The organism is Pandoraea eparura, assembly GCF_902459725.1.
GTDB classification, from domain to species: Bacteria; Pseudomonadota; Gammaproteobacteria; order Burkholderiales; family Burkholderiaceae; genus Pandoraea; species Pandoraea eparura.
In genome coordinates, this window is sequence record NZ_CABPSH010000002.1 from 617,686 (window position 1) to 638,359 (window position 20,674).

Genomic DNA, 20,674 nt, shown 5'->3' on the forward strand with positions numbered 1-20,674 from the left:
AAGGCCGCCGCCCGGCGCAGGCGGTGGGTGGGCTGCCCCTGTCGGGTCGTCGTGTTCTTTGTGAGGCGATCCCTCTCTGACGTCAGGACAGGGATTCGATATGCGTCGAGTGTGCGTAGACCTGGCCGAACCGATTGGCCAGGAAATCCGCCAGGGCAATCTGTTCCTGACGCACAAAACCGCGTTGCGGCAACTGCCCGCCGAAGAACATGTCGAGCGCCGCGCAGATGGCCGATGCCGTGGTGATCTGGATTGCGCTGGCACTATGGCCGTTGTTGCGCTCGGCGAAGATCTTCCGCGCAAAGACTTCCTGCGTCAGCACCCCACCGCGCAGACCGCTCACGACCACGAAGATCAACACCACGTCCTGCAGCGTGCTAGGCACCGCGCGCCGGAGAATCCGCTTGATCGTTTCCTGATCTTCTTTCAGGCGCAGTTCGTTGAGGAGCACCTTCATCAACGCGCCGTGGCCCGGATAGCGCACGGACTTGTAATCGAGATCGCGCACACGCCCGCTGAGGGTTTCGCATAGCGTGCCCAATCCGCCTGACGTATTGAACGCTTCGTACTCCACGCCATCCAGCGAGAAGTGCTCCAGATCTTCCAGAGGCTGAACGCTCAGCCTGACCCCGTCGCGAATCGCTTCGCACGGCTGGCAGTACTCGTTGATGAGCCCGTCGACGCTCCACGTCAGGTTGTACTTCAACGAGTTGGTGGGGAATGCCGGCAACGCGCCGACGCGCATCTTCACGGAGTCGACCTGTTCGAAGGTGGCCGCGAGATGATGTGCCGCGATGGCGATGAAGCCGGGGGCCAGGCCGCATTGCGGCATCAGCACGGTCGATGCGCCCTCGGCCAGTTGCTGAATCGCGTGCGTCGCCGCCACGTCCTCGGTCAGATCGAAGTAGTGGCATCCCGCCGCGACGGCCGCCGTCGCGGCGCTCGTGGCCATGGTGTAGGGCAGCGCGTTGACGACGGCGTCGTGGCCCGAGATGGCCTGTTGCAGCGTGCCGGTGTCGCAGTCGGTCAGTTCGACGAACGCATGGGCATAGTCGCGCACCACTGCCGCCGCCTGTGCATTGCGGTCGAAAACCGTCACCCGATAGTCGCCGCTATCGTGCAACAGGCGCGCGATGGTCTGGCCGATGTGTCCCGCGCCAAGCAAGGCGATCTTCTTCATGGTCTCCCCCTCGAATCGAAACGTCGAACGATTGGGCTGGCAGCACGTCGAGTCTGTGACATCGGCGTTCATGCAAGCACCGCTATCACCATTCTAGGGAGAGAGTCGGATGAAATGTAGCGTCAATTCGCCGAAAATCATCAATTTATCGTCGAAACGACGAACCTCATGACGAACTTCGATTCTATGAGCCCTCGCCGCGAGAGATGCCAGTTGGCCCGGCTGTCTCGCGATCGACGTCGCGCACGAAGTGGGAAGGAAGGCGCTGGCGGGCGAGTCAGGCTCGCCTGTCACCGGCAAATGCGACGTCAGTTCGTCGTCAGGCCAAGATATCCCTGGTAGCCCACGTACAAACCGACCATCACGATCAGGGCGCTGGAAAAGTAGGGGGCCTTGCGCGCAAACTCACCGAAGCCGCTCCAACGCCTGGACACGTGTTTGACGCTGAGCGCGGCAAGCGTGCCGGAGGCCACCATGGTGAGCGCCAGTCCGATACTGAAGCACAACACCAGCCCCGCCCCGAGCGCGAACTTCTTGAGTTGAAGACAAAGCAGCAGCACCGTGAAGGACGCCGGGCACGGCACGAGTCCCCCTGTAAGACCGAACATGACGATCTGTCCGGTCGTGACCTCGCGATTCGCGAAACGGCGCCGGATATCGTTGGCGTGAGCCCGCTCGTGGGCATCCTGATACTCGTCGGAGGAAACGTCGAGGCCGTCATGCCCATGGGTGTGGCCATGGGTGTGGCCATGGGTGTGGCCGTGGCCGTGGCCGTGGCCGTGGTCATGGTCATGGTCATGGTCATGGTCATGGTCATGGTCATGGTCATGGTCATGGTCATGGTCGTGAACATGGTGATGCTGGTCGCGCCAGGTGCGCCAGATCATCCAGCAGACGACGGCGATGATCAGCACCGCAGATGCCACCTGGAAGTACGGTTCGGTCGCTTCGGCATTCCAATTCCGACCGAGGTACAACCCGGCCAACGCCACGGCCCAAACGACTGCCGTATGCGACACCGTCGCGGACAGACCAAGCAACACCGCTTGCCCGACGGTGCCACGAATGGCCACGATGAACGCGGCCATCATCGTCTTGGAATGACCTGGCTCAAGCCCGTGGAGCGCTCCCAGCAGGATGGCGCTTGGGATGAACAGCCAGGCGTTTCCCTGCTGAAGTAGGTTGGCGAAGTCGGCCATGACGGAGAAGGTGCAAAGTGTCGATGGCGCAAATATACTCCACCCCAGTATATTTGCACTACGATCATTTGCACATTTCTCGCGACACAAATGCCTCAAGTCCTCGCAAGAAGCGGGGATTGCTCAGTGGACGTCGACGAAACGAATGCCCTCGGCGGCGCAGATCAACACTGCGCGTCTGACGCGCGATTACCGAACCGTCGTTGCAATTCCTCAAACGACACCAGCTCACCGGCAATTGCACTCGCAGCGACCGTCGGCGGACTGGCCAGCCATACCTTGCCGGGTCCGGAGCGCCCTGGGAAATTCCGGTTGATGGCACTGATCGTCACCTGGTCGGCGTGCGTCGACGACCCCGGGCCACAGTTCGCACACGCGCCGCATGCAGGCTGCAACAATTCCGCGCCGACCGCTTCAAACGCTTCCAGATAGCCACGACGCTCACAGTAGTCTCGAACGGCGACGGTCCCGAACTGCAGATACAACTTCACGTGCGAGGGCACCTTCAGTCCGCGCGCCGCCGCCCATGACAGGACCGAATGGTATTCGTCGAAATCTTCGCGCTTGCCGGCCGTGCAAGATCCGCCATAGGCGATATCGAAGCGGATCGGTCCTTCGGTGACGTCGGTGATCGGCACACCGTTTCCCGGGTCGCCCGGCCGCGCCACCATCGGGACGACAACACTGCAATCGATGCGAATGACTTCCGCGTAGACCGCGCCCTCATCGCTGTGCATCCAGTCTTCGATAACGAACGTCACGCCTCGGCGTTCGCGCAGGAAACGAACCGTTTCCTCGTCCGGGGCAACGATGCCGGTAAATCCGCCCAGTTCGGCGGTCATGTTGGTCAGCGTCGCACGCTCGTCTGTCGACAACTGCCGGATCGCCTCTCCCGCGAACTCGAAGACCCGGCCCACGCCCGCGCCTGCCTTGATGCGTGGCTGCGCGAGCAGGTCGAGCACGATGTCCTTTGCCGTCACACCGGCGGGAATCCTGCCCACGAGGTCGATGCGCAGCGACTCGGGCACCGTCAACCGCACCGCGCCGGTGACCATACTGTTGGCCATGTCCGTCGTTCCCACGCCGAACGCCACGCAACCCACCGCACCGCTATGCGGTGTGTGGGAGTCCGTACCGACCAAAACCTGACCCGGCAATGCGTAGCTCTCGGCCATGACGGCATGCGAGATGCCTTCGGACCCTTTCCCGTGAGCCACATCGGCGTCGCCGAGGTAGCCATGGTTGCGAATGCCATACTCGCGAACGAAGTCGCGATGCGCGCTGGACAAGTGGTACACGCCGGTCATCAGCCCGTCCTTGCCATGCACCGGGCTACGATTCGAATACGAGAGATGATCTTCGAAGGCGATGATCGACTGCGGCTCATGGAGCACGGTCGGTCGCCCGAATGCCGCATGCAGCATGTGCGCACACATGCCGGTGTAGTACTCGTGGATGAAGCGCCAGTCGGCCTTCACGAAGCCGCCGGCGCCCGATTGCAGACCGCCATCGACATCGTCGGTCACGACGAGATGACGCGACAGAATCTTTTCCGCGAGGGTCTGCGGCCGGGGCGACGTGTTCGCCATGGCGGACGGGCGAACGTCGCGCATGCGCGCCTGGCCGTACTTGAGCAGGCCGCCGTGCCTCAGAATCGCGGCAGCGAGCGTGTCACGCGGCGCCACCAGTTCTTCGATGTCGATTGCCTCGCCCCGCTGGATCCGGTCGATCAGTCCGAAGTCCGTCGAGGTGAACAGGCCGACGTTATCGGCGTTTTGCCGATAGATACGCTCGAAGCTTTCCGCGATGACCAGAACGATCCCCGCCCGGCGTTCCGCGACCGGACTGTGCTCGCGCGAGGAGCCTTTTCCGTAACGTTTGCCAGCGACCGTCACACTGAATCCGCCGAGCTTCACGCTGTCCGTGCCGATCGGTGTCCGATCTCCGGCCTTCAGGCCGACGTAGGGATAGCGTCCCAGACGGTCGTCGTAATACGTCAGCACCGGAATCGGCGTGATTTCGTCGGTCGACACGTCGTTGCGCATCGACCCCGCCTGCGCCAGAGTCAATGCACGCCCTTGAAGCTGCGCGTCGATCGTATCGGGGTCATCGCTGAGAAAGAGAATGCGGCCGGGGATGTGAAGTTCGGTCATGCTGCGCTCCTGGTTCCGAAAATGTACCGAACGCTCACACGATCCTGAAGTGCCGATTCATGCAGGTCGCCATCCCGATTTGCGATGCCCCCGGCATTGGCAGGCGCAAGGCGTCTGCGGCGCACTGCTGGCGCGCCTTTCCCCGCAGATGGCAATGTTTGCCACATCGTTGGCAGGAATTGCCGCGTAACATCACTTTCGGTCTTGGGCACCGCATCCCATAATTTCCTCACGGCGCGAGCGACGCTTCGCTCCAGCGAGCCGGCTTGCCACTGCGGCACCGGCGTACGACAGAAAGTCAGTGAGGAAATCATGAGTCATGCCACTACCACTACGCACTATGGTCAGCCGCGTAGTTCGGTAAAGCACCTTCCCGTCAATTTGTTTGCGTCAGTCATGGGTATTTCCGGACTGTCGCTTGCGTGGCGTGGCGCACATCAGCTCTTCGGCGCCGATGTGGAGATCGCCGAGGGGATTGGCCTCATCGCCATCCTCACGTTCCTGGTTCTGGCAATTGGTTACGCCATGAAGTGGGCGCGGTACCCCGCCGTCGTCAAAGCGGAATTCAATCACCCCGTCGCGGGCAACTTCTTCGGCACCGTCACGATTGCCGTGCTGCTGCTTTCGTCAGTCATCGGTTTCTACAGCGCGACGCTCGGCGAAGTGGTCTGGACCCTCGGTTCGATTCTGACGATCGGTCTGGCCTTCGTCATTGCGGGTCGGCTCTTCCGAGGCAAGGAGGATCCGGCCCACGCGGCGCCGGCGTGGCTGATTCCCGGCGTTGCCACACTCGATATCGCCGTGGCCGGTGGCACGATGCCGATGGCGTGGGCGCACGAGCTCAACATGTTCGCAATAGCGATCGGCACGATGATGGCGCTGGTGTTCTTCACGATGATCTTCTCGCGCGTGGTGCATCATGAACCGCTGCCCGCCGGCATGGTGCCGTCGCTGATCATCATGATTGCGCCGTTCGAGGTGGGCTTCCTGGCCTACGTGAACGTCACCCACCATGTGGACATGTTTGCCGGCCTGCTCTTTTACTTCGGCCTGTTCCTGTTCATCTCGCTCTCGTTCAAGGTCTTCCGACGGTCGATCCCCTTCGCTGCCTCGTGGTGGGCCATCAGCTTCCCGATCGCGGCGCTGTCCAATGCGGCCATCAAGTACGCGGCGTACTCGGATACCTGGGTGCTCAAGGCGCTTGCCGGCCTCATCCTGGCCTTCCTGAGCGTAACCATCCTCGTGCTCGTCGTGCGCACGTTGCACCGCCTGTTCACTCATCGACTCCTTGTCGGATGAGTAGACTGGCTGAGCGGACCGGCACCGCCAGGGCGCCCTCTCACCGGAGGGCGTTTTCTTTTTCGTCTCCCCCTATGTCACATCGGTAATACGCTATGTCTTGGATCGTGCTCAGTGTCGCTGGACTTCTGGAAATTGCCTTCGCCTTCGGGATGAAATGGTCGGCGGGATTCAGCCGGCTCTGGCCAAGCGTTTATGCCGCCATCACCGGGCTAGGCAGCATCTGGCTGCTGAGCACGTCGCTCCGATCGCTCCCGGTGGGCACCGCGTATGCGGTTTGGACGGGCATTGGCGCGGCCGGCACGGCCGTCATCGGCATGATCTTCCTGGGCGAGTCCGCATCGGTGGCCCGAGTGGCATGCATCGCGTTCATCCTGTCTGGCGTCGTCGGCTTGCGCGTGACAGCGTGAGCAATCGCCTAGCTGCGTGTCATGAGGGATCTGCGCGGCTGTCCGAATGACGGGCACGCCGCGTCCCAAGGCGTCGAGGTGTGACGAGCCGCACCAATCGCATTGGTGACGGAGATGGCCGCAGGTCCAGCTATGCGGCAAGCCGGAAGCGTCGTCGATACTCCACTGGGGAGACGCTCAACTTGCGCAGGAAAGCGCGCCGCAGACCGTTCGGATCGGCAAAGCCCGTCAGACTCGCGACTTTCTTCAGGGGATGTTGGGTTTCCTCAAGCAACCTGCGCGCGGCATCGATGCGCGCGTCTTCCACAAACGACGCGGGAGTCGTGCCACATTCCTGCTTGAAGATTCGCGCGAAATTCCGCGCACTCATGCCGGCGCGCTCCGAGAGTGCCTCGACGGATAACGTTTGCGTCAGATTCTGGAGCACCCACTCCTGGACGTCGCGTATGGCGTCCTTTTCCGACGCTTGAGCGGTCAGGTAAGCACTGAACTGCGACTGTCCGCCGGGGCGTTTGAGGAACATGACGAACTGTCGCGCGACCTTCATGGCGACGGCTCGCCCCAGGTCTTCCTCCACGAGGGCCAATGCGAGGTCCAGGCCCGCCGTGACGCCCGCCGACGTGTAGATGCCGTTGTCCCGGACGAAGATCTGGTCCGGCTGGACATTCACTTTCGGGTACAGGCGGCTCAGGCGCGCCGTGTAGTTCCAGTGCGTGGTGGCCTTGCGCCCGTCGAGCAAACCTGCGCGCGCGAGAAGGAGGGCGCCCGAACATACCGAGCCGATACGACGCGCCGTCTTCGCGTAACGCAATATCCATTGACGGATCGCGGCATCGTCCTCCAGAAGCTGCATCGATGGACTGCCGGCAATCAACAGCGTATCGATATCCGCGCTGCTCGTGTCCAGCGTCGCATCGGGGGTGATCCGCATTCCGTTCGATGCCAGCAATGCGCCAGACGTCGTGGAGACGATTTCGAACTGATAGGTGGACGGCGCGCCGGCCTGCCGCGCCGCTTCGTGAAAGACTTCGACCGGCCCGACCAGGTCCAGCATTTGCACGTTTGGAAAGGTGAGCACTGCAACTTTCATGGCCACGACCTGTTGTCCCAATGACATTACAGTGTAGTTGTCGCGACCGGTGCTTGCCAGGAACTGGCCGAGAATTCATGCAGTCTGGCCGAGATCGGCATATGTCGCTGCGAAATGGGCCGAAAATGGAAGCGTGCCTGGCTTATGGGTTTCCGGGGTCGCAAGTCAATGGGATGGGAATCTGACGTTCGACAGACGATCCTCTGTGTTCTTGCCCAATACCAACCACGAGGAAAACCAATCTTCGCATTTGACTCAGCTGGTTACGTCCGGTGCCCATGGCAATCAATCTGTAGACGTTTGCGGGACCCGAAAGGCGGTTTTTTTCGGCCAGCGTTTATGAGTTCGATCGTGACGTCAACGCGGATGAGCATCTCATCATCAACGCGAAAATCTGTGTTCCCTGTAAACCATGCAATACCAAGGACCCTACGCAAAACATCGTTTTGGTAACTCCGGAGGGTGACGCATGTCCGAATGAGCCGAATATGCGAGGTGGGTATGGGGCGTTGCGATCCTGCGTAACTTTCACCCTCAACGGGTCGACCGCGTGTGACTACTCGATATGCCGTTGGCACGACGCCCGGTCAACGCATCCCTAGGGAATCGCCCGTGACTAGTACGCGAGTTCAATGCTTGACCTCGTCGAGGTCCCTATATTAGTATCGGGGCTGAAAACTACGTACAAGCGGGTGCAAAAAACGTAGCGCCGCCTGGGAAACCAGGTCCCACCTGGAGTGGGAAGTCTGCAGAAATGTAGATAGAGAATCCCGCATGCGACGGCCACCGAGAGGTGGCCGTTGGTCTTTCTGCTTACCGGTTTCGTGCGACAGTTACGCGCGAATCGGTGTCCCCCTCTGAACGTTGCGAAGCAGCGTCGTCAGCGCAATTTTCTTCGCATCGCGTTGACGCTTCGTCAAACCACCCTCAAGTACGTACGCGGATTGCACTCGCAGCACGAGGCGCTTCCGAGCCTTGTCTTTTTCGACTTCGAAGAACATTGCATAAAGCACGGTCTTTCCGGCATCAACATGCTCGAGGGTCACGAAGTTGGGGCGTCGGTCGTCCGCCAGCGTGATGCGGCGCACGCCCAGAGACGTCACAATCTCACGAAGCAGCCGTCGCGACAGGTTGTAGCGCTGCTCACACAGCACTCGTCGCTCTCGCTCGTCGGCGTAGATTTCATGCTCGGGGATTTCCAAGGCCGGACGCGCGTCCCATCGAAAACTCTTCGTAAAACAATGGCAGGAAAACAGGACAAGCACTGACACTTCGAGCCCAGGCGCCACCACCGCCTTAAAGACGAATGGCTCAAGGTGACTCAAATCCCAGGTCACTCCCCGAAAGACGACCGTTCCGAACGGTTGCGGCAGTTCTCGCGCCAGCTTCTCGGTCCGCGTCTCAACCAATAACATTTACGCGTTCGCTCTGATCTGGAAAATCGACAATCTTAATGCATCGGCATCCTATGCGAATGAATATTGCATAAAATTCCAATTTTTCAGAACAACGCCGATCACGCTACCGACACAGTAAGCACACTATCGCGTTCCAAACCCACGCCCCCACGACTGAACGTTGCGAACAACGAGGGAAATTCAGCCCGCTTCGCGGATGTCACGGGCATTTCGCTGCGCAAGAAAAAGCCGGAGCGTTATGCACGTCTCCGGCTTCGTCTGACAGGGGCACTCAGGAATCGATACCCACTTTTCGCAAAGGGTACTCCTTAGGAAAAGTTAGGTTTCGCAATCCTCTATACAGTCAACGCGCCCCTATAGCCGTCCCTCACTCCACCGTCACCGACTTGGCCAGATTGCGCGGCTTGTCGACATCGGTGCCGCGTGCGCAGGCGGTGTGATACGCGAGCAATTGCAGCGGCACGACGTGCAGAATCGGCGACAACTGGCCGTAGTGCTCCGGCATGCGAATCACGTGGATGCCGTCGGCGTTCGCGATCTGCGTATCCGCGTCGGCAAAAACGTACAACTGGCCGCCACGCGCACGCACTTCCTGCATGTTCGACTTCAGCTTCTCGACCAGCGCATCGCGCGGCGCAACCGTCACCACCGGCATCTCTTCCGTCACCAGCGCAAGCGGACCATGCTTGAGCTCGCCCGCCGGATACGCCTCGGCGTGAATGTACGAGATCTCCTTGAGCTTGAGCGCGCCTTCCAACGCGATCGGGTAATGCAGCCCGCGACCGAGGAACAGCGCATTCTCGCGACGCGCAAAGTCCTCCGCCCATGCGATGATCTGCGGCTCCAGCGCCAGCACGCTATGCAGCGCCGCCGGCAAGTGACGCAACTGCGTCAGGTAATCCGCTTCCTGCGCCGCCGTCAAACGACCGCGCAGCTTCGCAATCGTCAGCGTCAGCAGGAACAGTGCCGTCAACTGCGTGGTGAACGCCTTCGTCGACGCCACGCCGATCTCCGTGCCCGCGCGCGTGAGGTAGTGCAGCGCCGTCTGACGCACCATCGCACTCGTGCCCACGTTGCAGATCGCCAGCGTGTTCGTCATACCCAGCGACTGCGCATGTTGCAGCGCCGCCATCGTGTCGGCCGTCTCGCCCGACTGCGAAATCGTCACCACCAGCGTCTTCGGATTCGGCACGCTGTCGCGATAGCGATACTCGCTCGCCACTTCCACTTGCGTCGGAATCTGCGCCAGCGACTCCAGCCAGTACTTGGCCGTCAGGCCCGAGTAATAGCTCGTGCCGCACGCCAGAATCAGGATCGAGTCGACACGGCTCAGCACCGCTTCGGCCTTCTCGCCGAAGAGCGTCGGCGAAATGCCTTCCACGCCCTCCATCGTGTCGCCGATCGCGCGCGGCTGCTCGAAGATTTCCTTCTGCATGTAGTGACGATACGGCCCCAACTCCACCGCCCCCGTATATGCCTGTACCGTGCGCACTTCGCGCTCGACAGCCGCATCGTTACGGTCCACGATCGTCACGCCCTCGAGCGTGAGCTCGACGACATCGCCCTCTTCCAGATAGATGAACTGATCGGTCGTGCCGGCCAGCGCCAGCGCATCCGAGGCGAGGAAGTTCTCGCCCTCACCCACGCCCACGACCAGCGGCGACCCCGCGCGCGCGCCCACCACGCGGTGCGGCTCCTGCTTGCGGAACACCGCGATGGCGTAAGCACCATGCAGACGGCGCGTCGCCAGACGCACCGCGTGATACAGATCGCCCGCGGCGCCATTCGACAGCAGGTGATGCACCAGGTGTGCAATGACCTCGGTGTCGGTCTGCGACACAAATTCGTAGCCGAGACCGCGCAGTTCGTCGCGCAGGCTCTCGTGGTTCTCAATGATGCCGTTGTGCACCAGCGCCACGTCGTCGCGCGAGAAGATCGGATGCGCATTGTCCGTGATCGGCGCGCCATGCGTCGCCCAGCGCGTGTGGGCAATGCCCGTCTCGCCGCCCAGGTGCGTCTGCGCCAGTTGCTCATCCAGATCCGCCACGCGCGACACGCTGCGCGCCCGCTGCGGCACGCCATCCTTCAATACCGCCACGCCGCACGAGTCGTAGCCGCGGTACTCCAGACGACGCAGCCCTTCGACCAACACCGGTACTACATTACGTCGCGCCACCGCGCCGACAATGCCGCACATATTCGCTTCCCTTCGTGCCAGAAACCCTGGCGCATTCGATCGGATTCAATCCGTTTTTGACTCGCCGGCGCGCGCTCTTGCTTGCCGCTGCTTCGCACGCCGGTCCATGACCGCCGATTTTACTGCTTCTGCTTGCGCGGACGAACGTAACCCGTCTTCGCTTCCTGTGTCTTGCCGTTGAGCACCAGCGAATCTTCCGGCGTGTCCTTCCACACCGTGGTGCCGGCGGCGATCGTCGTGCCGCGCCGCACCGTCACCGGCGCCACGAGCTGCGTGTCCGAGCCGATGAAGACGTCGTCCTCGATCACCGTGCGATGCTTGTTCGCGCCATCGTAATTGCATGTGATGGTGCCCGCGCCGATGTTGACCCGCGCGCCCACCGTCGAGTCGCCGACATACGCCAGATGGTTGGCCTTCGAGCCCTTCGCGAGCGACGCATTCTTCACTTCCACGAAGTTGCCGATGTGCACCTCGTCGGCCAGATCGGCGCCCGGACGCAGGCGCGCATACGGCCCGACGTGCGCATCGGCACCCACCACGGCGCCGTCCAGATGGCTGAACGCCTCGATGTGTGTGCCCGCACCAATGGTGCTGTTGCGAATCACGCAGTTCGGACCGATGGTCGCGCCATCGCCAATCGTCACCTTGCCTTCGAACACGCAATTCACGTCGATCGAGACGTCAGTGCCGCACGCGATCTCACCACGCAGGTCGAAGCGCGCCGGATCGATCAGGGTCACGCCCGCCGCCAACAGCGCGCCCGCCGCATTGCGCTGGTAGTCGCGCTCCAGCTCGGCAAGCTGCGCCTTGTCGTTCACGCCGTTGGGCTCCCACGCGAAGGCCGGCTGCGTCGTGACGACCGGCACACTGTGCGCGACCGCACACGCGATCACGTCGGTCAGGTAGTACTCGCCCTGGGCGTTCTGATTCTTCAGGCCGGCCAGCCAGCCCTTGAGCGCGCGCGTCGGCGCCACGATGATGCCGGTGTTGATCTCGCGAATGGCCAGCTCGGCCTCGTTGGCATCCTTCTGTTCGACGATGCGCAGCACGTTGCCCGCCGCGTCGCGCACGATCCGGCCATACCCGGTCGGGTTGTCCAGATCGACGGTGAGCACGCCCAGCTTCTCGTTGCCCGCCGCATTGAGCAGCGCCTGCAAGGTCTCCGGTCGCGTGAGCGGCACGTCGCCATAGAGCACCAGCGTCGGCACCGACTCGTCGAGCAGCGACGCCGCTTGCTGCACGGCGTGTCCCGTGCCCAACTGCTGCGCCTGCTCGGCGAAATGCACACCGTCGCCGGCCACCGCGTCACGCACGGCCTCGCCACCGTGACCGATCACCACGATGAGCTTGCCCGGCGTGAGCTTGCGTGCGGTCGCAATCACGTGCGACAGAAGCGGCCGGCCGGCCAGCGGCTGCAACACCTTGGGCAGCTTCGAGCGCATGCGCTTACCCATGCCGGCGGCGAGAATCACAATATTCATGGCGTCGTGACGATTCGAGAGTGGAAATCCGTGTGTCGGGGTCAGGCGGCCGCGCCGGTTTGGCCGGCAGGCCGCGTCAGGTTTCAGTGCACCAAGTCAGGGCGATCAGGATCAGTCGTCAATCAGTCGTCGAATTGCGTGATACGAATGATGCCGGCGTCGTTCTCGTCGCCGCAAGGCGCTTCGTCAAACGCGATATCACCGAGCGGATCGGGCTGCCCCGTTGCACGCAGATGCTTGAAGTCGTGAAGGTTCGTATCCATCAGATGCGACGGCACTACATTCGACAGCGCACTGAAAATCGATTTGATACGCCCGGGATGCTGCTTCTCCCACAGGCGAATCAGCGACTTCATCTCGGCACGCTTCAGGTTCGGCTGGCTGCCGCACAGCGTGCACGGAATGATCGGGAACTGCTTGTACTCGGCGTAGCGTTCGAGATCCGATTCGCGCACGTACGCGAGCGGACGGATCACCACGTTCTTGCCGTCGTCCGACTGCAGCTTCGGTGGCATGCCCTTGAGCTTGCCACCGTAAAACAGATTCAGGAAAACGGTCTCGATGATGTCGTCGCGATGGTGGCCCAGCGCAACCTTGGTCGCGCCGAGTTCGCCCGCCACGCGATAGAGAATGCCGCGACGCAGGCGCGAGCACAGCGAGCACGTGGTCTTGCCCTCGGGCACCACACGCTTGACGATCGAGTATGTGTCCTGGTTCTCGATGTGGAAATCCACGCCGATGGAACGGAAGTAGTCAGGCAACACATGCTCCGGGAACCCCGGTTGCTTCTGGTCGAGGTTGACGGCAACGATCGAGAAGTCGATCGGCGCACGCTCGCGAAGCTTGAGCAGGATGTCGAGCATGGCGTAGCTGTCCTTGCCGCCGGACATGCACACCATCACACGGTCGCCCTGCTCGATCATGTTGTAGTCGCCAATGGCCTGCCCCGTCAGACGGAACAGGCGCTTCTCGAGCTTGTTGTTCTCGAACGCGAGCTTCTGCGCTTTCTTCACGCTGTCGGCGGCAACGTTTCCGGTCGCGGCCAGTGGCGCGCCGATCTCGGGCATGACGGCACTCATGTCAGGCATCCTTCATCTTGAACACTTCGATGCCGACCGAGTGGCAATCGGGATAGACGTCGGGCTTCTCGGTCGACACGCCCACCGCGCGCACACGCGGATGCGCGAGCAGCGCACTCGCGACGTCGTCGCACAAGGTTTCCTGCAGGTGGATATGCCCCAGCCCCACGCGCTTGGCAATGGTCTCGCGCATGAAGTCGTAGTCGACCACTTCGTCGAGCTTGTCCGCGACGGGCGTGCTGTCGGCGAGCGGCACGAACAGTTGCACATTGATCAGCACGCGCTGCTCGCCACGCTTCTCGTAATCGTGCACGCCGATGTTGATGAACACTTCATAGTCGCGCAGGAACATGCGACGGCAGTCCATCAGGCGAGGGTGGGAAAGAGCGCTATGCATTTTGAAAACTCTTAATGACAATCAACGAGACCGGTCGGCATCGGCCGGCTCGGTCAGAAATTTCACGTCGCGCGACGAACTCGCGAGATGTTGCCCGCCATCGACATACAACACGGTACCGGTCACCGCGGGCGCGTCGGCCAGATACGCCACCGCCTGCGCGATGTCGTCGGGCGTCGACGAGGCGCCCAGCGGCGTGGCCGCATGCGCCGCCGCGAAGCCCGCCGGGGTCTGATCGACCGACAGCAGCGTCACGCCGGGCGCCACGCCGACCACGCGCAAGCGCGGCGCGAACGCCTGGGCCAGCAATGTCGTCGCCAGCGCCAGCGCCGCCTTCGACAACGTGTACGACAGGTAATCGGGGTTCGGATTCGCCAGCTTCTGATCCAGCAGATTGACCACAACGCCCCGCCCCGACTCGCCCAATGCGGCATGCATCTCGCGCGCGAGCACGAGCGGTGCGCCCGCATTCACGCGCATGTGGCGCTCCAGCGCCTGGTAGCCGAAATCGCCGGCGCTATCGTACTCGAAGCGCGAGGCATTGTTGACGAGGCAAGTCGGCACACCCAGCGCCTCGGTACACCGGGCGATGAGCCCGGCCGTGGCGGCTTCGTCCGCCAGCGACGCCTGCAACGCCACCGCACGACGCCCCAGCGCCTCGATAGCCGCGACCGTCTCGAGCGCCTCGTCATGCGAACGCTCGTAGTGAACGGCGACGTCCCACCCCATGCCGGCGAGCCGCAGCGCAATGGCGCGACCGATCCGGCGCGCGCCCCCCGTCACGAGCGCCACGCGCGGCACGGCAGACGTGCGGGCGGGCTCGCCTGCGGCGGACGTGGGGCGTGGCGTCGATGCAACGGTCATGCGGCGAATTCCTGTCAGAGGGCGGCTGGGGCGATGCACTTCGCGTGGCGATGGGCTTCAATGGGCGTGGACGAACCGTCGGCGACGTCGCTCGCGACAGCCTCGCCCGTTGTCCAATCGGCACCCATGGATCACAAAAACTGGTGAAATCCACGCAAAAAAGGCTGAAAACCGACGAAAATCGGCGCCAATCGCGGCGAAATAGCGCATGGACGCGGCAATATCGACCAAAGCAGCCAGCGTGCACCGTCTCCGCTACAATGCCCGCATGAATCAGGCCGCACCGAAACCGCATAGTTTACCCGTTCCAGAGCCGGACGCGCTCGAACACTCGCGCCGCCTCACGGCCCATCTTGCCGACGCCATCGACGCGGCAGGCGGCTGGCTGCCGTTCGATCGCTTCATGGAACTGGCCCTTTACGCGCCTGGCCTCGGCTACTACGCCGCCGGTGCCGCGAAATTCGGACGTCTGGCCGCCGATGGCAGCGACTTCGTCACCGCCCCGGAACTCACGCCGTTCTTCGCGCGCACGCTGGCCCGCCAGATTGGCGAGATCTTCGAACAGACCGGCGACGCGCAAGTGCTGGAATTCGGTGCAGGGTCAGGACGCCTGGCGGCCGACCTGCTGCTCGCGCTCGACGCCGAAGGCACGCCCTGCGAGCGCTACTCGATCATGGAACTCTCCGGCGAGCTACGGGCGCGTCAGCGCGAGACCATCGCCACCGCTGCACCGCATCTGCTCGATCGTGTCACGTGGCTCGACCGGTTGCCCGACGCCTTCCACGGCGTGATGCTCGGCAACGAAGTGCTCGACGCCATGCCGGTGCGCCTGTGGACACGCCGCCCGGACGACAACGGGCAGCCCGTCTGGTTCGAGCGCGGCGTGATACGAACACAAGATGGCTTCGGCTGGGAAGCCCATCGCCATACTGGTTCGTTGCCGCCAGCGCTCGGCGCGCTGGCCGACCTACCGCCGACACAGGAATATCGGACGGAGACGCACGAAGCCGCTTCGGCGTTCGTGCGCAGCGTGGCACCCATGCTCGCGCGCGGCGTCTTGCTGCTCATCGACTATGGTTTCCCTGCGCGCGAGTACTATCATCCGCAGCGCGCAGACGGCACCTTGATGTGCCACTACCGCCATCACGCGCACGACGATCCGTTCTATTACCCCGGCTTGCAGGACATCACCGCCCACGTGGAGTTTTCGGGCATTGCCGATGCCGGCGTCGAAGCGGGTCTCGATCTGCTGGGTTTCACCTCGCAGGCGCGATTCCTGATGAATGCAGGCATCATCGAACTGATGAGTGCGCTCGATCCGACCGATCCGAAGACGTTCCTGCCGGCCGCGTCCGCCGCGCAGAAACTGCTCTCGGAAGCCGAGATGGGCGAACTCTTCAAGGTCATCGCGTTCGGTCGCGGCATGGACGAGTGGGCGGGCCTGCTGGGCTTCGCCACCGGCGATCGCAGCCACGCCCTCTGATACTCCTTCTCTGCGAGGCCACACCGATATGTTTCGCTGGATGTTCACGATCTTCATCGCGATCTGCATCCTCTCGGCGGCCTCGCCGTGGCTCACCAAACTCGGCATCGGCCGGTTGCCCGGCGACCTGCGCCTTCGATGGCGTGGCCGCGAGATGGTGTTCCCGTTCGCCTCGACCGTCGTGCTTTCGCTCGTCTTCAATCTGCTGATTCGCCTGCTGTAATCACTTTCGCAACGCAACACCTGTTGCAACGCCTGTCAGCCAAGCACGTTCGTGCTGCCGCCCCACGGTTCCGCTTTCGCCCCCCCACCCGCAGACCCGATCCCTTGCCGGTCATCGGTTCGACGCGTGTGCGCGCGCGTCGCCATCGGGGTGGCGCGCCGAATGACCGCCATCGCTAGGGTTAACAATGATTTGATCATTTGTTGCAAAAAAATTACTATGAAACAAATGATTCAATCATGAATCAGAGTAAGGCCATTTCAGGAGCAGGACATGATCAAAATGCGATTGACCGGAGTCATGCTGGGTGCTGCGATGACTGTCGCCACGGGAGCGGCGCTCGCGCAGCCCGCGTCGGAGACACTGCAGAAGATCGAGAGCAGCGGTGTGATTTCGATTGGGCACCGCGAGTCGTCGATTCCGTTTTCGTACTACGACAACAATCACAACGTCATCGGTTATTCGCAGGATCTGTGCAACAAGGTCGTCGACGCGGTGAAGACGCGCCTGAAGAAGCCCGATCTGCAAGTGCGCTTCATCCCCGTCACCTCGCAGAACCGCATTGCGCTCGTGCAGAACGGCACGGTCGATATCGAGTGCGGCGTGACGACGAACCTGAAGGCGCGTCAGGCGCAGGTCAACTTCTCGGATACGTTCTTCGTCGCGGGCACGCGGCTGCTCGTGAACAAGCATGCGGGCATCAAGGACTTCCCGGATCTGGCGGGCAAGCCGGTCGTGACCAATGCGGGCACGACGTCGGAGCGCATCCTGAACAAGATGAACAATGAGAAGAAGATGAACATGAGCGTCATCTCGGGCAAGGACTATGGGGAATCGTTCACCATGCTCCAGGGCGGTCGCGTACAGGCGTTCATGATGGACGACGTGCTGCTCGCCGGTGCGCGCACGATGGGCCGCAACCCCGACGACTGGGTCGTCACAGGAACGCCGCAATCGTTCGAAGCGTATGGCTTCATGATGAAGCACGGCGACACCGAGTTCAAAAAACTCGTCGACGACACGCTCTCCGGCGTCATGAAGAGCGGCGAAATCAACACGATGTACAAGAAGTGGTTCGAATCGCCGGTGCCGCCGAAGCAGATCAACTTCAACTTTGCAATGAGCGACCAGCTCAAGCAACTCTACGCGAATCCGAACGACAAGGCCTTCGAGTAAGCGAAGCTTGCATGACACGGGCATGCGCAGACGGCAACGTCTCGCATGCTCCCGGCAATTCAGTCTCCCTCGCCCCCCAGCCCCGCCGCCTTGACGGCATCGATTCTCGCGGCCTGCACGGCGTCGCGAATCTTCACCGGGTTATCAGCGTACTGACGCGCCACCGCCCCCGCATCGATGCCGCGCGCCGCGCTCAGTGCCGCCATCAATCGATCACGTTGCGGATACAGTGCCGTGGCGAAGTCGCCGCCACGTCCGCGCGCATCGGCTTCGCAGGCCTGGAGCACCTCGACGAACCGGTCGGGCTTGCGCAAGGCGTCGCATCGCTCCAGCAAGCGCACGAGCGCCGCCGCCCCGAACTTCAGACATGCATGGATGTTGCCGTGCTCGCGCGCGACGACCTGCGCCAGTTCTCGGCATTCGACCGGCACGCGCAAGCGCGCGCACAACGGCCCGAGCAGGTCGACACTGCGTCCCTCATGCCCGATATGACGCGGTAACACAGCCTCAGGCGTCGTGCCTTTACCGAGATCGTGCGTGAGCGCTGCAAAGCGCACCGGCAGCGAATAGCCCTGCGCCGCGGCATAGTCGAGCACCATCATCACATGCACGCCGGTGTCCACCTCGGGATGGAAGTCGGCACGCTGCGGCACGCCCCACAGCCGTGCCACTTCGGGCAGGATGCGATCGAGCGCTCCGCACGCGCGCAGGACATCGAACATGCGCGACGGGCGACGCTCCATCAACCCACGTGAAATCTCCTGCCAGACACGCTCGGCCACCAACGCATCGACCTCGCCGTTGGCCGTCATCTCACGCATGAGCGCGAGCGTCTCGTCGGCAACGGCGAAGTCGGTGAAGCGAGCGGCAAAGCGGGCGCACCGTAAAATCCGCACCGGATCTTCGGCAAAGGCTTCACCGACGTGACGGAACAGCTTCGCCTCCAGATCGCGTCGGCCGCCATACGGATCGACCAGTTGATCCGACAGGCTGTCGTCGGGCAGGACTTCGCGCGCCATCGCATTGATGGTGAAGTCGCGGCGCACGAGATCGTCTTCGAGCGTGACTTCCGGGGCGAAGTAGAACGAAAAGCCGTGATAGCCGCGCGCCGTCTTGCGCTCGGTGCGAGCGAGCGCATACTCGGCCTGCGTCTTGGGGTGGAGAAACACCGGGAAGTCGCGGCCCACCGGTTTGAAGCCCTGCCGCACCATGTCCTCGGGCGTCGCGCCCACCACCACGTAATCCCGATCCTTGACGGGCAGTCCCAGCATGGCGTCGCGAATCGCGCCGCCGACCGCGTAAATCTTCATGGACGCGCTTCGTAGTAAGCCACACGCTGCGTCTCGCCGCGTCCCGCCGCCACCCACGCCTGCACGGCCGCCACTTCGCGAATGCGATCGGCGTACGCCTGCGCGCGTGCCGACAACGCCGGCTCGAACGTCGCGAAACGCATTACGACGGGCGCGTAGAACGCATCGGCAATGGTGAAATCACCAAACAGGAACGGGCCTTCGTGGCGCGCGAGGCAATCCTCCCAGATCGCTTCGATACGACGGATATCGGCGAGCACGTCATCGGTTGCGGCCGCCCCTGGCCAATGCACGCCGACGTTCATCCACATATGCGTGCGCAGCGCAGTGAATCCGCTGTGCATCTCCGCGCAAACGCTGCGTGCATGGGCTCGCGCCTCACGCGACTTGGGCCACAGCGGCAGATGCGGATAGCTCTCGGCCAGGTACTCGCAGATGGCCAACGAGTCCCAGACGGTAATGCCGTTATCGATCAGACACGGCACTTTGCCGGTGGGCGAGTAGCGCAGAATCTGCTCACGCGAGTCGGGCTGCGCGAGCCACACGCTGCATTCTTCGAAGGCGATGCCGAAGTGCTTGAGCAAGACCCACGGACGCATCGACCACGACGAGTATCTCTTGTTGGCAATGACCAGTTGCATGAGGACGTTCCTTACGCGCATGGCGCATCGGGATTGACGCGCCAGATGGAAAAGGGGGCTGCGGGGGAGGCACGTGAGGTGTCACCGTCCCGCGTAACGGCGATAGTCCGACAGACGACGTGCCTCGTTGTCGCCATCGAGATAATCGACGGCGACCTCCAGACCGTTCGGGATGAGACCGAGTTCCGGCGCCAGCGGACCGCTCATGACGTTGTCGACACGCATCGAATCGAGATTGTCGCGCGTGATGATCGGCTCACCAGGCATCGCCTCGAAGAGGATCGCCTGCAGGCGCGCGACGCGCTCCGGCAACGGCAGGATCGGCCGCTCGCAGCCGCACGCCGCGCCGGCAAAGCGCACGAGCGCCTCGAGCGTGTACACCTCCGGGCCGCCCAGTTCGTACGTCTTGCCAAGCGTGGCGTCGTTGTCGATCGCTTGCGCGAAAGCCTGCGCGACATCCGTCACGTAAACCGGCTGAAAGCGCGCCTTGGCACACGCGAGCGGTACGACGGGCAAGCGCCGTTGCAGCCTCGCAAACGTATTCAGGAAATGGTCGCCCGGACCGAACACCACCGACGGGCGGAAGATCGTGACGGGAATGCCCGTCGCGCGAATCGCCACTTCGCCATCGCCCTTCGAACGCTGGTACATGCTCGGGCCGTTCGAATCCGCGCCCAGGGCGCTCATGTGAATGAGCCGGGCGATGCCGCGATCGCTGCACGCCTGCGCAATCGTGCGCGGCAGCTCGACGTGCGCCCGCGCAAACGCACGACCATAGGGCATGCCCCGGTCGCTGTGCAGAATACCGACGAGATTGATGACCGCGTCGCTGCCCGCGATCACACGTTCCAGCGCGCGCGGGTCGTGCACATCGCACTCGACGAGTTCCACGCCGGGCAACACGCCGAGCGCCTTGGCGGCTTCGACTCGCCGCGTAGGCAGGCGCACGGCGTGGCCCATCGACACCAGCCGGGCGACCAGATGGCTGCCGATGAAGCCGGTGCCACCGACGACACAGACGTTATAGCGCATGCGTCACCTCCGCGTCATGACTGTGAGGGGGCGCGGCCCCGA

At 62.7% G+C, this 20,674-nt stretch carries 18 protein-coding genes and 1 pseudogene; 6 read left to right on the top strand and 13 right to left on the bottom strand.

The genetic code is table 11. The annotated features are described in order from the left end of the window. Positions 1-82 precede the first annotated feature (82 nt). The 3 genes from PEP31012_RS06980 to PEP31012_RS06990 form a co-directional block, all read right to left on the bottom strand. Positions 83-1,180: a saccharopine dehydrogenase family protein gene (locus PEP31012_RS06980; protein ID WP_150588585.1), complete on the bottom strand. Its 1,098-nt coding sequence runs from the start codon at positions 1,178-1,180 to the stop codon at positions 83-85. Between the two features lie 308 nt (positions 1,181-1,488). Continuing rightward, positions 1,489-2,379 carry a nickel/cobalt efflux protein RcnA gene (locus PEP31012_RS06985; protein WP_150588586.1) on the bottom strand — a complete coding sequence of 297 codons (891 nt, stop codon included), beginning with the start codon at positions 2,377-2,379 and terminating at the stop codon, positions 1,489-1,491. A 164-nt stretch (positions 2,380-2,543) separates the two neighbouring features. Continuing rightward, entirely contained in the window at positions 2,544-4,532 is a 1,989-nt protein-coding gene (locus PEP31012_RS06990; RefSeq protein WP_150588587.1) for an aconitase family protein, read from the bottom strand. A gap of 312 nt (positions 4,533-4,844) precedes the next feature. Between PEP31012_RS06990 and PEP31012_RS06995 the strand changes: the two genes are divergently transcribed. Together PEP31012_RS06995 and PEP31012_RS07000 are read left to right on the top strand one after the other, a co-directional pair. After that, positions 4,845-5,831: an SLAC1 anion channel family protein gene (locus PEP31012_RS06995; RefSeq protein ID WP_150588588.1), complete on the top strand. Its 987-nt coding sequence runs from the start codon at positions 4,845-4,847 to the stop codon at positions 5,829-5,831. 95 nt (positions 5,832-5,926) lie between these two features. Then, entirely contained in the window at positions 5,927-6,241 is a 315-nt protein-coding gene (locus tag PEP31012_RS07000; RefSeq protein ID WP_150588589.1) for a DMT family transporter, read from the top strand. Positions 6,242-6,371: 130 nt separating this feature from the next. Here PEP31012_RS07000 and PEP31012_RS07005 read toward each other — a convergent pair whose 3' ends face one another. Beyond that, the gene (locus PEP31012_RS07005) at positions 6,372-7,331 is read right to left on the bottom strand and encodes a GlxA family transcriptional regulator (RefSeq protein WP_150588590.1); all 960 of its coding nucleotides are present in this window, start codon (positions 7,329-7,331) and stop codon (positions 6,372-6,374) included. Positions 7,332-7,503: 172 nt separating this feature from the next. Between PEP31012_RS07005 and PEP31012_RS23925 the strand changes: the two are divergent. Then, positions 7,504-7,822: pseudogene (locus PEP31012_RS23925) on the top strand (4Fe-4S dicluster domain-containing protein); the annotation flags it as partial. A 342-nt stretch (positions 7,823-8,164) separates the two neighbouring features. Here the strand turns inward: PEP31012_RS23925 and PEP31012_RS07015 are convergent. The 6 genes from PEP31012_RS07015 to PEP31012_RS07040 all read right to left on the bottom strand — a co-directional run bounded on the left by PEP31012_RS07015 (position 8,165) and on the right by PEP31012_RS07040 (position 14,767). Beyond that, complete coding sequence (locus PEP31012_RS07015; RefSeq protein ID WP_150588591.1) at positions 8,165-8,746, bottom strand: hypothetical protein; 582 nt, start codon at positions 8,744-8,746, stop codon at positions 8,165-8,167. 370 nt (positions 8,747-9,116) lie between these two features. Continuing rightward, positions 9,117-10,946, bottom strand: coding sequence for a glutamine--fructose-6-phosphate transaminase (isomerizing) (gene glmS / locus PEP31012_RS07020; RefSeq protein ID WP_150588592.1), 1,830 nt, complete (start codon positions 10,944-10,946; stop codon positions 9,117-9,119). Positions 10,947-11,065: 119 nt separating this feature from the next. Continuing rightward, a complete protein-coding gene (glmU, locus tag PEP31012_RS07025; protein ID WP_150588593.1) occupies positions 11,066-12,427 on the bottom strand; it encodes a bifunctional UDP-N-acetylglucosamine diphosphorylase/glucosamine-1-phosphate N-acetyltransferase GlmU in 1,362 nt (453 codons plus the stop codon). 122 nt (positions 12,428-12,549) lie between these two features. Beyond that, positions 12,550-13,494, bottom strand: a complete 945-nt coding sequence (gene ttcA / locus PEP31012_RS07030; RefSeq protein ID WP_150588836.1) for a tRNA 2-thiocytidine(32) synthetase TtcA — start codon at positions 13,492-13,494, stop codon at positions 12,550-12,552. Positions 13,495-13,507: 13 nt separating this feature from the next. After that, on the bottom strand, positions 13,508-13,903 hold the full coding sequence (locus tag PEP31012_RS07035) for a dihydroneopterin aldolase (RefSeq protein WP_150588594.1): 396 nt from the start codon (positions 13,901-13,903) through the stop codon (positions 13,508-13,510). 21 nt (positions 13,904-13,924) lie between these two features. Continuing rightward, positions 13,925-14,767, bottom strand: a complete 843-nt coding sequence (locus tag PEP31012_RS07040; protein WP_246171171.1) for an SDR family oxidoreductase — start codon at positions 14,765-14,767, stop codon at positions 13,925-13,927. 268 nt (positions 14,768-15,035) lie between these two features. On the opposite strand from PEP31012_RS07040, the gene PEP31012_RS07045 reads away from it, so the two are divergent. The 3 genes from PEP31012_RS07045 (at position 15,036) to PEP31012_RS07055 (ending at position 17,649) form a co-directional block, all read left to right on the top strand. Then, complete coding sequence (locus PEP31012_RS07045; protein WP_150588595.1) at positions 15,036-16,250, top strand: class I SAM-dependent methyltransferase; 1,215 nt, start codon at positions 15,036-15,038, stop codon at positions 16,248-16,250. A gap of 28 nt (positions 16,251-16,278) precedes the next feature. After that, on the top strand, positions 16,279-16,473 hold the full coding sequence (locus tag PEP31012_RS07050) for a DUF2905 domain-containing protein (RefSeq protein ID WP_017235747.1): 195 nt from the start codon (positions 16,279-16,281) through the stop codon (positions 16,471-16,473). 282 nt (positions 16,474-16,755) lie between these two features. Then, complete coding sequence (locus PEP31012_RS07055) at positions 16,756-17,649, top strand: glutamate/aspartate ABC transporter substrate-binding protein (protein ID WP_425494936.1); 894 nt, start codon at positions 16,756-16,758, stop codon at positions 17,647-17,649. A gap of 59 nt (positions 17,650-17,708) precedes the next feature. Here PEP31012_RS07055 and PEP31012_RS07060 read toward each other — a convergent pair whose 3' ends face one another. The 3 genes from PEP31012_RS07060 to PEP31012_RS07070 all read right to left on the bottom strand — a co-directional run bounded on the left by PEP31012_RS07060 (position 17,709) and on the right by PEP31012_RS07070 (position 20,632). Then, the gene (locus PEP31012_RS07060) at positions 17,709-18,959 is read right to left on the bottom strand and encodes a multifunctional CCA addition/repair protein (protein WP_150588597.1); all 1,251 of its coding nucleotides are present in this window, start codon (positions 18,957-18,959) and stop codon (positions 17,709-17,711) included. Beyond that, positions 18,956-19,600, bottom strand: a complete 645-nt coding sequence (locus PEP31012_RS07065; RefSeq protein WP_150588598.1) for a glutathione S-transferase family protein — start codon at positions 19,598-19,600, stop codon at positions 18,956-18,958. The genes PEP31012_RS07060 and PEP31012_RS07065 overlap by 4 nt, the downstream gene beginning before the upstream one ends. A gap of 81 nt (positions 19,601-19,681) precedes the next feature. Then, positions 19,682-20,632: a complex I NDUFA9 subunit family protein gene (locus PEP31012_RS07070; RefSeq protein ID WP_150588599.1), complete on the bottom strand. Its 951-nt coding sequence runs from the start codon at positions 20,630-20,632 to the stop codon at positions 19,682-19,684. Between the last annotated feature and the right edge of the window lie 42 nt (positions 20,633-20,674).

Bases quoted from the DNA above. Each gene is read 5' to 3' on its own strand.
- PEP31012_RS06980 (WP_150588585.1), bottom strand. From the start codon at position 1,180: ATGAAGAAGATCGCCTTGCTTGGCGCGGGACACATCGGCCAGACCATC.
- PEP31012_RS06985 (WP_150588586.1), bottom strand. From the start codon at position 2,379: ATGGCCGACTTCGCCAACCTACTTCAGCAGGGAAACGCCTGGCTGTTC.
- PEP31012_RS06990 (WP_150588587.1), bottom strand. From the start codon at position 4,532: ATGACCGAACTTCACATCCCCGGCCGCATTCTCTTTCTCAGCGATGAC.
- PEP31012_RS06995 (WP_150588588.1), top strand. From the start codon at position 4,845: ATGAGTCATGCCACTACCACTACGCACTATGGTCAGCCGCGTAGTTCG.
- PEP31012_RS07000 (WP_150588589.1), top strand. From the start codon at position 5,927: ATGTCTTGGATCGTGCTCAGTGTCGCTGGACTTCTGGAAATTGCCTTC.
- PEP31012_RS07005 (WP_150588590.1), bottom strand. From the start codon at position 7,331: ATGAAAGTTGCAGTGCTCACCTTTCCAAACGTGCAAATGCTGGACCTG.
- PEP31012_RS07015 (WP_150588591.1), bottom strand. From the start codon at position 8,746: ATGTTATTGGTTGAGACGCGGACCGAGAAGCTGGCGCGAGAACTGCCG.
- glmS (WP_150588592.1), bottom strand. From the start codon at position 10,946: ATGTGCGGCATTGTCGGCGCGGTGGCGCGACGTAATGTAGTACCGGTG.
- glmU (WP_150588593.1), bottom strand. From the start codon at position 12,427: ATGAATATTGTGATTCTCGCCGCCGGCATGGGTAAGCGCATGCGCTCG.
- ttcA (WP_150588836.1), bottom strand. From the start codon at position 13,494: ATGCCCGAGATCGGCGCGCCACTGGCCGCGACCGGAAACGTTGCCGCC.
- PEP31012_RS07035 (WP_150588594.1), bottom strand. From the start codon at position 13,903: ATGCATAGCGCTCTTTCCCACCCTCGCCTGATGGACTGCCGTCGCATG.
- PEP31012_RS07040 (WP_246171171.1), bottom strand. From the start codon at position 14,767: ATGACCGTTGCATCGACGCCACGCCCCACGTCCGCCGCAGGCGAGCCC.
- PEP31012_RS07045 (WP_150588595.1), top strand. From the start codon at position 15,036: ATGAATCAGGCCGCACCGAAACCGCATAGTTTACCCGTTCCAGAGCCG.
- PEP31012_RS07050 (WP_017235747.1), top strand. From the start codon at position 16,279: ATGTTTCGCTGGATGTTCACGATCTTCATCGCGATCTGCATCCTCTCG.
- PEP31012_RS07055 (WP_425494936.1), top strand. From the start codon at position 16,756: ATGCGATTGACCGGAGTCATGCTGGGTGCTGCGATGACTGTCGCCACG.
- PEP31012_RS07060 (WP_150588597.1), bottom strand. From the start codon at position 18,959: ATGAAGATTTACGCGGTCGGCGGCGCGATTCGCGACGCCATGCTGGGA.
- PEP31012_RS07065 (WP_150588598.1), bottom strand. From the start codon at position 19,600: ATGCAACTGGTCATTGCCAACAAGAGATACTCGTCGTGGTCGATGCGT.
- PEP31012_RS07070 (WP_150588599.1), bottom strand. From the start codon at position 20,632: ATGCGCTATAACGTCTGTGTCGTCGGTGGCACCGGCTTCATCGGCAGC.